This window comes from Curtobacterium sp. Leaf154, from assembly GCF_001424595.1.
In the GTDB taxonomy this organism is placed as follows: Bacteria; Actinomycetota; Actinomycetes; order Actinomycetales; family Microbacteriaceae; genus Curtobacterium; species Curtobacterium poinsettiae.
Window position 1 is genome coordinate 120,902 of sequence record NZ_LMOS01000005.1, and the last position, 14,087, is coordinate 134,988.

Genomic DNA, 14,087 nt, shown 5'->3' on the forward strand with positions numbered 1-14,087 from the left:
ACCAGCTCCGTGCCCGGCCTGCGCAGTGTTGTGTGTGACGTCCGGGGAATGAGTCCTCGGACACGATGGACTTTACCAGTCCTCAGGCTGTCGGCGGCGCGGCTCGCTGGACTCCTGGTGAACATCGGTAGCCTGCCGACATGCGTCTCACCCCCTCACGGGGCGTGCTCGTCGCGGCCGCCGTGGTCGTCGGCGCGCTCGTCGCCCCGACCCTGACCGCTGTGCCCGCCAACGCCACCGAGTACCCCACCTGGCAGGACGTCCAGCGCGCCAAGGGCAACGAGACCGCGAAGCGGGCCGAGGTGCAGAAGGTGCAGGCCGCGCTGCAGTCGGCGCAGGACGAAGCGGCCGCGAAGTCGCAGGCCGCCCTGGTGGCCTCGTCGAAGGCGGACGCGGCCGAGACGGAGCTGGCGTCGGCCACCCAGGCCGCCACGAGCCTCCAGGCCCAGGCGCAGCACGCGAGCCAGACGGCGGAGCGGGCCCAGCAGCGGGCCGGCCAGCTGGCCGCGAACCTGTACCGCGACGGCAGCACGAACCAGATGACCACCCGGATCGCGACCGCGAAGAACCCGGACCAGCTGCTCTACCAGCTCGGTGCGCTCGACCAGCTGTCGGAGACCTGGTCCGGCGTGATGGACGACGCGTCCGTCGCGGCCGGCACCGCCTCGTCGCTGCACGAGCAGGCCGAGCGAGCCGAGACGGAACGTGCGACGCGTGCGCAGGCAGCCGAGGAACGATCGGCCGCGGCGAAGTCGGCGGAACAGGTGGCGGACGCCGCCGTCGAGTCGACGGAACAGCACAGCGACGAGCTGTACGCGCAGCTCGCGTCACTCAAGGACAGCACCGCGAAGCAGGAAGCCGGGTACGAGCTCGGCCAGCGGGTCGCCGCACAGAAGGCGGAGCAGCAGCGCAAGCGGGCAGCAGCGGCGGCGGCCGAGGCAGCGAACACGCCGACCCCAGGCAGCAGTGGCGGCAGCGCCCCCGGCGGCGGTTCCGGCACGTCGTACCCGAGCACCGGCGGCGTCGTCGTCGACCCGGCCGGCGCCCAGGCCTACGCGCGCGGGGCCCTGGCGTCCTACGGATGGGGCGACGACCAGTTCTCGTGCCTGGTGTCCCTGTGGACGCAGGAGTCCGGGTGGCGGGCGAACGCCCTGAACGCCTCGAGCGGCGCCTACGGCATCCCCCAGTCACTCCCTGCCGAGAAGATGGCGGTGGCCGGTGCCGATTGGCGGACGAACGCCGCGACGCAGATCAACTGGGGCCTCGCCTACATCAAGAGCGCCTACGGGTCGCCGTGCGGGGCGTGGGGGCACGAGATGAGTGTCAACCCGCACTGGTACTGATCGCCGGGCAGGTCGGTTGCAGCGCTGCTTGACGCCGTCGTCTTGCTGAGACGCCGCAGTCTCACTGAGACGCCGTCGTCTTGCTGAGACGCCGGCGAACGCACGAGACGCCGCCGGATTCGGCGGCGTCTCGCGGACACGACGGCGTCTCGGCACCTGTTCAGTGGCCGAGGCCGCCGAGCAGGCTCGCGAAGTCCGGGGTCGCGGGGAGCGCGTCGGCTTCCTGCGGCGCCCGCCTGGAGGCCCGGATCGCCCAGGCCAGGTCGGCTCCGGCCCGGCGGATGCGACCGTCCAGGGCGGCCGAGTCGCCGTCGGTCCCCCAGTCGTCGGTCGCGGCGAACACCCCGGTGGGGACGATCGCCGCACGCAGGTACGCGAAGACGGGTCGCAGCGCGTGGTCGATCGCCAGGGAGTGCCGCGAGGTCCCGCCGGTGGCACCGAGCAGGACGGGCATGTCGGCCATCGAGTCCTTGTCGAGCACGTCGAGGAAGGACTTGGCGAGTCCACTGACGCCCGCGGTGAAGATCGGCGTGACGAACACGACGGCATCGGCCTCGACCACGGCGGCCATCGCGGCGGAGAGTGCGGGTGCGGCGAACCCGGTCAGCATCGCGTCGGTGATCTCGTGCGCGAGCGGCCGGAGCTCCACGTGCACGACGTGTGCGGGGGTGCCCTCGGCGACGAGCGAGGACACGGCCGCCTCGCCCAGACGGTCGGCGAGCAGGCGTGTGGCGCTGGGCTCGGAGAGTCCGGCGGAGACGACGGCGATGGTGGTCATGATGCTTCCCGACTTTCGATGCGTTTGCATGAACATAGCATCCAACCGAGCTCCCCTCGCAACCATTCCCGTCGTCCGACCGGCGGCTGGTCGGTCACGACTCCCCGCGCGCTGACCGCCGATCGGTCACGAAGTGTCGAGTCAGACCGCGGGATACGACGAGTCGTGACCGCGGGACGAGCGCGTGCGACGTGTCGTGACCGGTCCGAGCGGGAGCGCCGACGGAGCGAACCCCGGCACGCGACGCCCACCCCGGAGACGAAGAACGCCCCGGTCCTCGTGGAGAGGACCGGGGCGTTCGGTCAAGCGTGTGTCCGGTCGACTAGCGACGCAGGCCGAGGCGCTCGATGAGCGTGCGGTAGCGGGCGATGTCGACGTCGGAGAGGTAACCGAGGAGACGACGACGCTGACCGACCATGAGCAGCAGGCCACGACGCGAGTGGTGGTCGTGCTTGTGCTCCTTGAGGTGCTCGTTCAGGTCGTTGATACGACGCGTCAGAACGGCGACCTGGACCTCGGGGGATCCGGTGTCGCCCGGGTGGGTCGCGTACTCTTCGATGATCTCCTGCTTGACCTGTGCGTCAAGTGCCATGGTGATCCCCTTCCTGTCCGTTGCGCGGTGCCCGTGCCTGATGCACGAGCGCTCTTTGTCCGCGGCCGTTCGACGGCAACCGCCCAAGACTACCAGAGTCCTACGCGGTCCTGGGCTGCAGGCGACGTCGGCGCCGACGGTCCGGCAACAGGCTGCGGACGAGTCCGACCAGGGTCGCGCCGAGCAGCCCGCCGAGGCCGTTCGACAGCACGTCACGCGGGTCCGCGACGCGGTACGGCAGGTACGTGGCCTGGGCGAACTCGATGCCCGTGGACAGTGCCACCGCGACGAGCGCGCCGAGGATCCACCAGCGACGGGGCAGCCACAGCGCGGCGAGCATGCCGACCGGCACGAACATCGCGATGTTGGCGAGGAACTCGGTGCGCTCGTACGTGAACCAGGCACCGTGCGGCAGCTGCTGCACCCACGCGATCGCGTGCAGCACGAGCGAGTTCTGGGCCGAGGTGAAGACCTGCGGGGTCAGCGTCATCCGCCAGATCACCCAGGCGTAGCCCGCGGTCAGGGCGAGGAGGAGGAGTCGACGGAACATCCGCACAGTGTGCGGCACGGTCCTGCACGGTCGCTGGAGCGCTCCTGTCAGCGGGCGGTGCGACTCCTGGGCGATCGCGGCTCGGCCCTGGTCAGGACTCCCCCGCACCTGTCAGCATGGGTCCGGGCACGACCGCTGCCCGCACCACCGACACCGCACGGGCAGATCAGGGAGCACCGCAGCATGCCGGAGCACGAGGCACCCAGCACCCCCCGCCGCAACCGCACCGGCGGCCTGCGGCAGTGGGGGTGGATCGCCGCGGCGGCCGTCGTCGTCGCCGCGGTCGTGACGACGCTCGTGGTCGTCGGCCCCTGGAACGGTGGCCCGCCGGACGGCGACCGAACCCCGAGCGGGCGAGCCGTGTCCGAGCGGAAGTCCGCGGCCGAGGCGTTCCGCGGCGGACTCGCGCGCCAGCCGACCGCGGTGAACCAGGCCGGCATCCGCGAGCGCCAGGCCCGGGCCGAGGGCGACGCCGAGACCGCCGAGCAGATCGCGGTCATCGCCGACCAGCCGATCGCGACCTGGCTGACGAACACCTCGCGCTCCGAGACCCGGTCGACCATCCGGTCCGTGGTCGCCACCGCGAAGGAACGTGGCGGCACCCCGGTGTTCGTCCTGTACAGCATCCCCGACCGCGACTGCGGCAGCTACTCGAAGGGCGGCACCGAGGACGACGCCTACCTGCCGTGGGTCCGGTCCGCCGTCCGTGCGATGGCCGGCTCGCACGCCGTCGTGCTCGTCGAACCCGACTCGATCGCGCAGATCCAGAACTGCGAACGGCTGCGCGACGAACGTCTGCCCCTGCTGCGGAAGGCCGTCGACGCACTGACCGGTCACGGGCTCACCGTGTACCTGGACGGCGGCAACGAGAACCGCGTGCCGACCGCGACCATGGCGGACTGGCTGCGGCAGGCCGGCATCGACGAGGTGCAGGGCTTCTTCACGAACGTGTCGAACTTCTACCGGGTCGACCAGGAGCGCGCGTACGCCGACGAGCTCGCCGACGCGGTCGGTGGCGACCCGCACTTCGTCATCGACGTCTCCCGCAACGGGCAGGGGTGGCGGGGCACCTGGTGCAACCCCGAGGGCGCGGGCCTCGGCCAGGAGCCGCACGTCACCGGCGGGAGCACCCGGCTCGACGCGCTGCTCTGGGTCAAGACGCCGGGGCTCAGCGACGGCACCTGCAACGGTGGCCCCGCCGCCGGCCAGTGGTGGGAGTCGTACGCGCTCGCCCTCGTCGAGCACCGCAAGCGCGACTGACGGCCACCACCCGGCAACCGGCAGCGCAGGGCTGTCGGTGCCCGGTGGTTGCATGAGCGCATGACCGCGACCGACCGCATCCGCTCCGTCGTCCCGCCCTACCTGCTCCGCGCCGTCGCCGACGCCGACGCGTTCCCCCGTGCGGCCTCGGCGGCACGCACCGCGCTGGCCTCGCTCGACACCGTGCAGGCGCCGAAGCACGAGCACCTGGTGGCGCCGCGCAGCCTCAGCGGCACCGTCGACCGCTCCCCGCAGCGCACCATCACCGACGCGCACGGCACCACGACGCTGCCCGGCACCCTCGTCCGGCACGAGGGCGACGCCGACACCGGCGACACCGCGGTCGACGAGGCGTACGCGGGCCTCGGCGCCACGCACGCCTTCTGGCTCGAGGTGTTCGACCGGGTGTCCATCGACGGCGCCGGGCTCCCCCTCGACGCCACCGTGCACTACGGCCAGGACTACGACAACGCCTACTGGGACGGCAGCAGGATGGTGTTCGGCGACGGCGACGACGAGGTGTTCCGCCGCTTCACCATCGCCCTCGACGTCATCGGCCACGAGCTCGCGCACGGTGTCACGCAGTACACCGCCGACCTGACCTACCAGGGGCAATCGGGGGCCCTGAACGAGTCGATCAGCGACGTGTTCGGTTCCCTCGTCGCCCAGTACGCGGCAGGTCAGACGGCCGAGCAGGCCAGCTGGCTCATCGGCGAGGGGCTGTTCACCGACGCCGTGCAGGGCGACGCGCTCCGCTCGATGCGGGCGCCAGGAACCGCCTACGACGACCCGGTGCTCGGCAAGGACCCGCAACCGGCGACCATGGCCGGGTTCGTCGTCACCACCGACGACGCCGGCGGGGTGCACACCAACTCGGGCATCCCGAACCACGCGTTCTTCCTGGCGGCCACCGCCATCGGTGGGCCCGCGTGGCAGGGAGCCGGCGCCGTCTGGTGGGACGCCCTGACCTCGCCGGAGGTGACCGCCTCGATCGACTTCGCGGGCTTCGCCACCGTCACCGTCGACGCTGCTGTACGACGGTTCGGGGACGGCTCCGCCGAGCACATCGCGGTCCGTCAGGCCTGGCAGCGGGTGGGCGTGCTCGACTGAGCACCCGTCCCGGGCGTAGCGTCGGGGACATGCGCATCGAGGTCCGCCGCTCCGGGGGCTTCGCCGGTACCGTGCGGCGCTGGCGGGTCGACACCGACGCGAGCAGCGACCCCGCGGCGTGGTCCGACGTGGTCGACGCGCTGCGGCGCACCCCGGTGCCGACCGCTGCGCCCGTCCCCGACGACTTCAGCTGGACGATCACCGTCGAGCGCACCACTGTGACCATCCCCGGCCGCCGCCTGGACGGACCGTGGGCCGACCTGGTCGAGCGGGTGCGGTCCGAGGGCGACCCGACCTGAGCCGGGAGGCGCGTGGCGGACCCGCACCGCGCCTCCTGTCCGCCCCGCGGGGACGCCACCGCCCGGCCGCGTCAGTCGACGTCGATGACCGTCAGGCGACGCGTCGGGCGCGTCATCGCGACGTAGACCGCTGCGGCGGCACGGGCCGCGTCGGCACCCACGCCGTCCGGGTCGACGAGCAGCACGCCGTCGAACTCCAGGCCCTTGGCGTCCGCGCCGGTCAGCACCGTGAGCGACCCGGCGGTCGGCGAGGCGAGCCCCCGGACGTCCGCCTCGGTGCGGGCGAGCCGCTGCCGGACGGTGTCGACCTGGGACTCGGGGACGATGACACCGATGGTGCCGGACCCGATCCGGACACGCTCGGCGTCGGCGACGGCGACGACGGTGTCGAGCAGGTCGGCCCGCGCGACGCGGACACGCTCGACGGGGTCGCCGTCGCGCACGGCCTCGTTGCGCGTGACCGTCAGCCCGGCACTGTCCGCGAAGGCCCCGGCGGCCTCGACGATGGAGCGCGGGGTGCGGTAGTTGACCGTCAGCTGCTCGATGCGGTGGTCGAGCGGCACCTGCGGCGCACGGCCGCGTCGGCGACGCGCGAGCGCCCCGATGACGTCGTCCCACGTGCGCGCGGCACCCGGCGAGGAACCCTGCGCCATGTCGCCGACGATCGTGAACGAGCGCAGCGGGTTGCGGCGGGCGAGCACGCGCCACTGCATCGGAGAGAGCTCCTGCGCCTCGTCGACGACGATGTGGCCGTAGGTCCACTCGCGGTCGTCCGCGGCGCGCTCTGCGGTGGAGCGGGGGTCGCCGCCCTCGGCGAACGAGCCGGCGACCTGCTCGGCGCTGACGATGCCCTCGACGCCCATGTTCTCGATCGCCTGGCGGGCGTTCTCGATGTCGCGGTTCCGGCTGGCCTTCGCGGCGCGCTTGGCGGCGCCGCCGGTCGGGTCGAACGGGCCGAGCAGTTCGGCGGCCTCGTCGAGCAGGGGGACGTCCTCGACGGTCCAGGCCGTCCCGCGGGCACGCTGCAGCAGGGCGCGGCGCTCCGGTGTCCAGTCGGGGGTGAGCGAGGCGAGCCAGTTCGGCCGGGCGTAGAGGTCCTCGAGGAACTTCTCCGGCGGCAGCGGTAGCCACGCGGTGTTGAGCAGGACACGGGCGTCGTACGAGCTCCGGATGTCCTCGCGCAGGACCTTCTCGTCGGCTTCGTCCACCGTGGTGCCGCGCTCCCGCAGCTGCTCGGCGAGCAGGCGCGTCATCGCGTCGAGGGCGATCTTGTTGAACGTGACACGGGCGGCGTTGTGCGGCTTGCCGCGGTCCTGCGCGCGCTTCATGGCGTCGGCGACGAGCTGCGGCGACACGACGAGCCGCTCGCCCTCGATGTCAAGCGTGACCGACTCGGTCGGTACGACCTGGCGCGAGCGCACCGCCCGGCGCAGCAGCGACGCCATCTGGGCGGCGCCCTTCACGGCGGCGACGTCGCGGGTGTCGTGCGTCGTCGCGTGCACGCCCGGGTAGAGCGAGCCGAGTGAGGCCATCACGACGCCGGTCTCGCCGAGCGACGGGAGCACCTGCTCGATGTACGTCAGGAAGGCCGGGGACGGTCCGACCATGAGCACGCCGGAGCCCCGTAGCCGCTCGCGGTACGAGTAGAGCAGGTAGGCGGCGCGGTGCAGCGCCACGGCGGTCTTGCCGGTGCCGGGACCGCCCTGCACGATGAGCACGCCCTCGAGCGGCGAGCGGATGATGCGGTCCTGCTCGCCCTGGATCGTCGCGACGATGTCGGTCATCCGGCCCGTGCGCTCGGCGGTGACCGCGGCGAGCAGCGCGCCCTCGCCCTGCAGGTGGGTGCGCTCGTCGTCGTAGAGCGAGGCGTCGAACACCTCGTCCTCGACGCCGACCACCCGACGACCCTGCAGGGACAGGTGCCGGCGGGAGCGCATGCCCATCGGGTGCGCCGCGGTGGCCTGGTAGAAGGCACTGGCACCGGGGACGCGCCAGTCGAGCAGGAGCGGCCGGTGCTCGGCGTCGCGCAGCCCCACGCGGCCGATGTACCGGAAGGTGTCGTCGGGGTTGTCGGGCTCGGCGACCTCGAGCCGGCCGAAGACCAGACGGTCCCCCACCCGCTCGAGCGTCGCGACGGTGTCCTCGTAGAGCCGGGCGTACGCGTCGCGCTCGCTGCGGCTCTGGTGGTTCCCGCCGACCGCCTGTCGGCGGGTCTCGGCGAGGCGCTGTTCGGCCTCGGCGGTCAGCTCGTCGAGACGACGGAAGAGGCCGTCGACGTAGCCGCGCTCACGGTCGATCTCGGTCGGTTCGGACACACACAACCCTTCGGGAAAGAGGGGTGTCCAGTGTAGTCCCGGCGCACCGACACGGATGACTGGAGGCGCGGTGCCAGCTGGCACCGCGCCTCCGCTCCGGACGGCAGCGCGTCCGTGCGTCCGTGCGTCCGCGCGTCCGCGCGTCCGCGACCCGTCTACATCTCTTCGTGTGTGTCCGGGTCGCCGTCCCACAGGCGGCCGCGCTCGAGCGCGGAGATCGCCTGCACCTCGTCGTCGGTCAGCTCGAAGCCGAAGACGTCGAGGTTCTCCTTCTGGCGGGTGGCGTCGCCCGACTTCGGCACCGGCACGGCACCGAGCTGGACGTGCCAGCGCAGGACGACCTGGCCGGGGGCCACCCCGTGTGCGGCGGCAGCGTCGACGATCGGCTGCTCGGTGAGCAGTTCCGACCGCTTCGCGAGCGGGCTCCAGCTCTCGGTCACGATGCCGAGCTCCTGGTGCACCTTCCGCAGTTCCGCCTGGGGGAAGTACGGGTGCAGCTCGACCTGGTTGACGGCCGGGGCGACCCCGGTGGCGTCGACGATGCGGCGGAGGTGCTCCGGCGTGAAGTTCGAGACGCCGATCGAGCGCACCTTGCCGCTGTCGCGCAGGTCGACGAACGCCTTCCAGGTGTCGACGAACTTGTCCACCGACGGGTTCGGCCAGTGGATCAGGTACAGGTCGACGTGGTCGAGCCCCAGGTTGCCGAGGGTCTCGTCGATCGAGCGGTGCGCCTCGTCGTAGCCGTGGTGGCGGCCGGGGAGCTTCGAGGTGACGACGAGGTCCTCGCGCGCCACCTCGGACTCGCGGACGGCCCTGCCGACGGCGTCCTCGTTGCCGTAGTTCAGCGCCGTGTCGAGCAGCCGGTAGCCGCCCGCGATCGCGTTGCCGACCGCGGCCGCACCCTCGTCGCCGTTCAGCCCGTAGGTGCCGAGGCCGAGCTCCGGGAACCGGTGGCCGTCGTTCAGCTCGATCGTCGGGGCACCGACCTGCATCAGCGGACCCCGAGCAGGTCGATCACGAAGATGAGGGTCTTGCCGGACAGGAAGTGGCCGCCACCGGCGGGGCCGTAGGCGAGCTCCGGCGGGACGACGAGCTTGCGGCGGCCGCCGACCTTCATGCCGGGGATGCCCTCCTGCCAGCCGCGCACCAGCGCCGCGAGCGGGAAGTCGATGGGCTCGCCGCGGTTCCAGGAGCTGTCGAACTCCTCGCCGGTCTCGTACTCGACGCCGGCGTAGTGGACCTTGACGGTCGAGCCGGCGGACGCTTCTTCGCCGGAGCCCTCGACGATGTCGGTGACGACGAGCTCGGTGGGGGCGGGGCCCTCGGGGGCGTCGAACTCGGGCTTGCTGTTCAGGTCAGTCATGCCGATCAGTCAACCAGAGGGCGCACCGGGCACGCGCAACGAGCGTCCAGCCCGCAGAATGGTTCCACCGTGACACCATCGACTCCCGCACCGCCGCGCCGCCGTCTGCTCGCCGACCTGACCCCGCTCCGCCGCTCCCCCGCCTTCGCCCGGCTCTGGGCGGGCACCGCGATCGCCGGCATCGGCACCCAGATGACGACCGTGGCCGTCGGGCTCGAGGTCTACGAGATCACCCGCTCGACCTTCGCCGTGGCCCTGGTGGGTGTCATCGCGCTCGTGCCGATGATCGTCGCGGGTCTGTACGGCGGGATGCTCGCGGACGCCTTCGACCGGCGCCTCGTCGCGCTCGTGTCCTCGATCATCGCGTGGGTCGCGGTGGCGCTCATCGCCACCCACGCCTGGCTCGACCTGCACAGCGTCCTCTTGCTCTACGTGCTCGCCACGGTGAACGCCGTCGCCGCCACCGTCAGCAACGCGTCCCGCTCGGCCATCGTCCCGCGGCTCGTCGGCACCGACCTGCTGCCCGCGGCGAGCGCCCTGGGCGGGATCGCGTCGGGGTTCCAGGTCACGGTGGGCCCGGCGATCGCCGGCGTGCTCATCGCGACCGTCGGGTTCGCGCCGACGTACACGATCGACGTCGTGCTGTTCACGTTCGCGTTCCTCGGGGTGTTCACGCTGCCGCGGATGGCTGCCGACCACGACGCGCTGCGGCCGGGGCTCGGCTCGCTCATCGAGGGTGCGAGGTTCCTGCGGCGGTCGCGCAACATCACGATGACCTTCGTGCTCGACATCGTCGCGATGACGTTCGGGCAGCCGCGCGTGCTGTTCCCCGCGATCGGGGCGCTCGTCATCGGCGGCGGGTCGATCACGGTCGGCACCCTGACCGCCGCGTACGCGATCGGAGCGCTGCTGTCGAGCGTGTTCTCCGGGCCGCTCGGGCACGTCCGACGCCAGGGTGAGGCCGTCGGCTGGGCCATCACGGCGTACGGCGGGGCGATCGCGGCGTTCGGTGTGGTCATCGCGCTGGCACACGTCCTGGGCGGCCGCTCGGGTGAGGCGTTCGGGGTCGAGATCCTGCCCGCGCTCGGGCTCGCGGCGCTGTTCCTGGCGATGGCCGGCGGCGCGGACAACGTCAGCTCGGTGTTCCGGAACACGATCCTGCAGGCAGCGTCGCCGGACGGCATGCGTGGTCGGCTGCAGGGCATCTTCATCGTGGTGGTCACGGGCGGTCCGAGGCTCGGCGACCTGTACGCCGGCCTGGTCGTCGCGGCCGGCATCGCGTACCCGCCGGTCATCGGCGGCGTGCTGATCATCGGCCTCGTCGCGCTCCTCGTCCGGATGGTCCCGTCGTTCCGCCGCTACGACGCCCTGCACCCCCACGCCAACTGACCGGTCGGTCCTGGTGCGCATAACACCGGTGTTCGCACGTCGAACACCCGCGTTCCGCGGTGCGGAGCGTGAACACCGGTGTCTTGCAGGCGCACCAGCGCGACCAACAGGCGGTCGGGAGGCGCGGGGCGGGCCCGCCACGGGCCTCCAGGCAGTCACGTGTCGGGTACCGTACGACGCATGCCGGACAGCGCATCGCGCGATCTCCAGCGGACGGGAGTCCGCGCCGTCGTCCGGCGCACCTACCACTCCGTCATCCGGCACCGCGTCGTCGACGCGGCCGCGTCGCTGACGTTCTTCGCCCTGCTGACCGTCTTCCCGACCGCGCTGGCGGTGGTGTCGGCCCTGTCCATCGTGGACCGCAAGGGCGACAGCCTGACCGACATCGTCGAGGTCCTCGGGTTCATCGTCCGGCCCGAGACCGCGTCGCACCTCGAGGGCCCGCTCCGGCAGCTGCTGACCCTGGACAACCCGTGGCTCGGGTTCACGATCGGCGTCGTGCTGACGCTCTGGTCGCTGTCCGGCTACGCGACGGCGTTCGGGCGGGCGATGAACACCGCGTACGAGGTCGAGGAGGGTCGGCGGATCTGGAAGTTCCGCAGCATGATGCTCCTCGTCACGCTCCTCGTCATGGTCGGCGGTGCCGTCGCGATCGTCATCCTGCTCGGCACCCCGACGATCTCCGAGGCCGTCATCCGGCAGCTCGGGTGGGCGCCCTGGATCGACGACGTGTGGAACGTGGCGAAGTGGCCGGTGCTCGCGGTCGACCTGGTCGTGATGGTGGCGGTGCTGTACTACGCGACGCCGAACGTGAAGACCCCGCAGCTGCGGTGGGTGTCGGCCGGTGCCGCGTTCGCGATCGTGACCTGGGCCATCGCCACCCTCGGGTTCGCGCTCTACGTGGAGACCCTCGGCGGCGGGAACCGTGCCTACGGGTGGCTCGGCGGCGCGATCCTGCTGCTCGTGTACCTCTACATCTCGAACTTCGTGCTCGTGGTCGGCGGGGAGCTCGACTCCGAGGTGATCCGGATGCGGCAGCTGATGGCCGGCATCGAAGCGGACGAGTCGATCCGGCTGCCGCTGCGGGACGTCACCCGGAACTTCACGCTCGCGCGCTGGCGGGACCAGGACATCGCTGCAGCGCAGCACGTCAGGGCCGAGGCCGCTCGGGTGGCCGAGGACGAGGACGCCGAGCTGACCCCGGGCGAGGAGCAGCTGCGGGCGATGGCGCAGCAGGTGCGGGTGGGCGAGCGGCCGCTGCCCTGACGGGTGGCGTGCGCGCGCTCGTTGCCGCGGACGCCCCGCGTCAGCGCTTGCGCGCCTCGGCGTCCAGCATCTCCTCGGTGACGATCGGGATGGCGCCGGTCGCCAGCTCGATCCCCGACAGCCGTGCCGGGCTGAGCACCCGCATGACCTGGTTCTCGTCCATCAGGCCCGCGGCCACGACGAGCGTCGAGATCGGCGTCGAAGTGGTCAACGCCGTGTGCGCGATCGACGCCGCGGCCGCGTACCCGATGTACGGCGTCAGCGCCGTGACGACGCCGACGTTCGTGTCGACCTGGGCGGCGAGCTTCGCCTCGTTCGCCTCGATGCCGACGATGCAGTGCTCGCGCAGGGTCGCACAGCCGCGGGACATCCACTGCAGGGACTGCAGGATCGAGTGGGCGATGATCGGCTCGAAGGCGTTGAGCTGGAGCTGGCCGCTCTCCGCCGCCATGGTCACCGTGGTGTCGGCTCCGGCGACCGCGTAGGCGATCTGGTTCACGACCTCGGGGATCACCGGGTTCACCTTGCCCGGCATGATCGACGAACCGGCCTGGCGAGCGGGCAGGGTGATCTCGCCGAGGCCCGCCTGCGGGCCGGACGACAGCAGCCGCAGGTCGTTGCAGATCTTCGAGAGCTTCGCGGCGCTGCGCTTGACCGTGCCGGACAGGGTCATGAAGGCGCCGGCGTCGCTCGTCGCCTCGATGAGGTCGGGGGCGGTGACGACGTCGATCCCGCTCGCCTCCTGCAGCTGCCGGCGGACCTCGTCGCGGTAGAGCGGGTCCGCGGTGATCCCGGTGCCGATGGCCGTCGCGCCGAGATTCATCTCGGCGAGCAACGGCATCACCTTGCGGAGCATCTCCGCGTCCTCCTGGATGGTGTGCGAGAAGCCGGTGAACTCCTGCCCGAGGGTCATCGGCACCGCGTCCTGCAGCTGCGTCCGGCCGACCTTGAGCACGTCGGCGAAGGCGCGGCCCCGCTCGGCGAACGCCGCGGAGAGTTCCTCGAGCTGCACGATCAGCCGCCGGACGCCGAAGATCATCGCGATCTTGATGCTCGTCGGGTACGTGTCGTTCGTCGACTGGCTGCGGTTCACGTGGTCGATCGGGTGCAGGTACGCGTAGTCGCCCCGCGCACGGCCCAGGAGTTCGAGTGCCCGGTTGGCGAGCACCTCGTTCGTGTTCATGTTCGTGCTCGTGCCCGCGCCGCCCTGCACGACGTCGACGACGAACTGCTCGCGGAGCGCCCCGTCGCGCACTTCCTGCGCCGCGCGGTCGATCGCGTCGGCGCGCTCCTCGTCGAGGACACCGATCGCCCGGTTCGCCCGCGCCGCCGCCTGCTTCACGGTGACGAGCGCCTCGATGAGGTCCGGGTACACGGCGATCGGCACGGAGGTGATCGGGAAGTTCTCCAGCGCCCGCAACGTGTTGATGCCCCAGTAGGCGTCGTTCGGGACCTCCCGTGATCCCAGCGAGTCGCTCTCGGTCCGCGTCGTCGTCACAGGTGCCTCCTCGTTGCCGGTCACACGTCGAGGCTAGTCCGGTCCGTCCAGCCGGTCCGGGAACGCGCCGGGACGGTGCAGAGCGGCGCGTTCCTGCGCGAGCGGGCGGAATGCCGCGGTCGCCTCGGTATCGCACGCCGGCATTCCGCCCGCTCGCCCGGGACGGACGGGAGGCGCGGCGCCAGGCCGCCACGGGCCTCCCGTCCGCCCCCCGGTCGCGACCCGGACCGCGAGCGGGCGAAATGGCGGGGTGGGCGCGAGCGCGGACGCGGGCATTTCGCCCGCTCGCGCGGCGAGCGCGGCGAACACACGACGAGTGAGCAG

General features: G+C 72.0%; 13 protein-coding genes. 6 read left to right on the forward strand and 7 right to left on the reverse strand.

The genetic code is table 11. The annotated features are described in order from the left end of the window. Positions 1-140: 140 nt before the first annotated feature. Positions 141-1,343: a hypothetical protein gene (locus ASF75_RS10785; protein WP_031259200.1), complete on the forward strand. Its 1,203-nt coding sequence runs from the start codon at positions 141-143 to the stop codon at positions 1,341-1,343. Between the two features lie 160 nt (positions 1,344-1,503). Here ASF75_RS10785 and ASF75_RS10790 read toward each other — a convergent pair whose 3' ends face one another. The 3 genes from ASF75_RS10790 to ASF75_RS10800 form a co-directional block, all read right to left on the reverse strand. Continuing rightward, positions 1,504-2,121: a CE1759 family FMN reductase gene (locus ASF75_RS10790; RefSeq protein ID WP_056071296.1), complete on the reverse strand. Its 618-nt coding sequence runs from the start codon at positions 2,119-2,121 to the stop codon at positions 1,504-1,506. A 322-nt stretch (positions 2,122-2,443) separates the two neighbouring features. Next, positions 2,444-2,713 carry a 30S ribosomal protein S15 gene (rpsO, locus tag ASF75_RS10795; RefSeq protein ID WP_017885935.1) on the reverse strand — a complete coding sequence of 90 codons (270 nt, stop codon included), beginning with the start codon at positions 2,711-2,713 and terminating at the stop codon, positions 2,444-2,446. Between the two features lie 100 nt (positions 2,714-2,813). After that, complete coding sequence (locus ASF75_RS10800) at positions 2,814-3,263, reverse strand: VanZ family protein (protein WP_017885936.1); 450 nt, start codon at positions 3,261-3,263, stop codon at positions 2,814-2,816. 183 nt (positions 3,264-3,446) lie between these two features. Between ASF75_RS10800 and ASF75_RS10805 the strand changes: the two genes are divergently transcribed. From ASF75_RS10805 to ASF75_RS10815, 3 genes are read left to right on the forward strand one after another with little or no spacing between them, the layout of a single operon-like run. Beyond that, the gene (locus ASF75_RS10805) at positions 3,447-4,523 is read left to right on the forward strand and encodes a glycoside hydrolase family 6 protein (RefSeq protein ID WP_056071299.1); all 1,077 of its coding nucleotides are present in this window, start codon (positions 3,447-3,449) and stop codon (positions 4,521-4,523) included. Positions 4,524-4,583: 60 nt separating this feature from the next. Next, entirely contained in the window at positions 4,584-5,633 is a 1,050-nt protein-coding gene (locus ASF75_RS10810; protein ID WP_056071302.1) for a M4 family metallopeptidase, read from the forward strand. 29 nt (positions 5,634-5,662) lie between these two features. Continuing rightward, positions 5,663-5,932 (forward strand): protealysin inhibitor emfourin, encoded by a 270-nt coding sequence (locus ASF75_RS10815; protein ID WP_056071306.1) that lies wholly within the window; start codon positions 5,663-5,665, stop codon positions 5,930-5,932. 71 nt (positions 5,933-6,003) lie between these two features. On the opposite strand, the gene ASF75_RS10820 is transcribed toward ASF75_RS10815, so the two are convergent. The 3 genes from ASF75_RS10820 to ASF75_RS10830 all read right to left on the reverse strand — a co-directional run bounded on the left by ASF75_RS10820 (position 6,004) and on the right by ASF75_RS10830 (position 9,610). Further along, on the reverse strand, positions 6,004-8,247 hold the full coding sequence (locus ASF75_RS10820) for a HelD family protein (RefSeq protein WP_017885940.1): 2,244 nt from the start codon (positions 8,245-8,247) through the stop codon (positions 6,004-6,006). 155 nt (positions 8,248-8,402) lie between these two features. Next, positions 8,403-9,239: an aldo/keto reductase gene (locus tag ASF75_RS10825; RefSeq protein ID WP_056071308.1), complete on the reverse strand. Its 837-nt coding sequence runs from the start codon at positions 9,237-9,239 to the stop codon at positions 8,403-8,405. Further along, on the reverse strand, positions 9,239-9,610 hold the full coding sequence (locus tag ASF75_RS10830) for an FKBP-type peptidyl-prolyl cis-trans isomerase (protein WP_017885942.1): 372 nt from the start codon (positions 9,608-9,610) through the stop codon (positions 9,239-9,241). The genes ASF75_RS10825 and ASF75_RS10830 overlap by 1 nt, the downstream gene beginning before the upstream one ends. A gap of 69 nt (positions 9,611-9,679) precedes the next feature. Between ASF75_RS10830 and ASF75_RS10835 the strand changes: the two genes are divergently transcribed. Further along, positions 9,680-10,999 carry an MFS transporter gene (locus ASF75_RS10835; RefSeq protein WP_082509663.1) on the forward strand — a complete coding sequence of 440 codons (1,320 nt, stop codon included), beginning with the start codon at positions 9,680-9,682 and terminating at the stop codon, positions 10,997-10,999. 180 nt (positions 11,000-11,179) lie between these two features. After that, a complete protein-coding gene (locus ASF75_RS10840) occupies positions 11,180-12,265 on the forward strand; it encodes a YihY/virulence factor BrkB family protein (protein WP_056071311.1) in 1,086 nt (361 codons plus the stop codon). 40 nt (positions 12,266-12,305) lie between these two features. Here ASF75_RS10840 and ASF75_RS10845 read toward each other — a convergent pair whose 3' ends face one another. Next, positions 12,306-13,787 carry an aspartate ammonia-lyase gene (locus ASF75_RS10845; protein ID WP_056071313.1) on the reverse strand — a complete coding sequence of 494 codons (1,482 nt, stop codon included), beginning with the start codon at positions 13,785-13,787 and terminating at the stop codon, positions 12,306-12,308. Positions 13,788-14,087: the final 300 nt, after the last annotated feature.

Coding starts and splice junctions, on each gene's coding strand:
- ASF75_RS10785 (WP_031259200.1), top strand. CDS start 141: ATGCGTCTCACCCCCTCACGGGGCGTGCTCGTCGCGGCCGCCGTGGTC.
- ASF75_RS10790 (WP_056071296.1), bottom strand. CDS start 2,121: ATGACCACCATCGCCGTCGTCTCCGCCGGACTCTCCGAGCCCAGCGCC.
- rpsO (WP_017885935.1), bottom strand. CDS start 2,713: ATGGCACTTGACGCACAGGTCAAGCAGGAGATCATCGAAGAGTACGCG.
- ASF75_RS10800 (WP_017885936.1), bottom strand. CDS start 3,263: ATGTTCCGTCGACTCCTCCTCCTCGCCCTGACCGCGGGCTACGCCTGG.
- ASF75_RS10805 (WP_056071299.1), top strand. CDS start 3,447: ATGCCGGAGCACGAGGCACCCAGCACCCCCCGCCGCAACCGCACCGGC.
- ASF75_RS10810 (WP_056071302.1), top strand. CDS start 4,584: ATGACCGCGACCGACCGCATCCGCTCCGTCGTCCCGCCCTACCTGCTC.
- ASF75_RS10815 (WP_056071306.1), top strand. CDS start 5,663: ATGCGCATCGAGGTCCGCCGCTCCGGGGGCTTCGCCGGTACCGTGCGG.
- ASF75_RS10825 (WP_056071308.1), bottom strand. CDS start 9,239: ATGCAGGTCGGTGCCCCGACGATCGAGCTGAACGACGGCCACCGGTTC.
- ASF75_RS10830 (WP_017885942.1), bottom strand. CDS start 9,610: ATGACTGACCTGAACAGCAAGCCCGAGTTCGACGCCCCCGAGGGCCCC.
- ASF75_RS10840 (WP_056071311.1), top strand. CDS start 11,180: ATGCCGGACAGCGCATCGCGCGATCTCCAGCGGACGGGAGTCCGCGCC.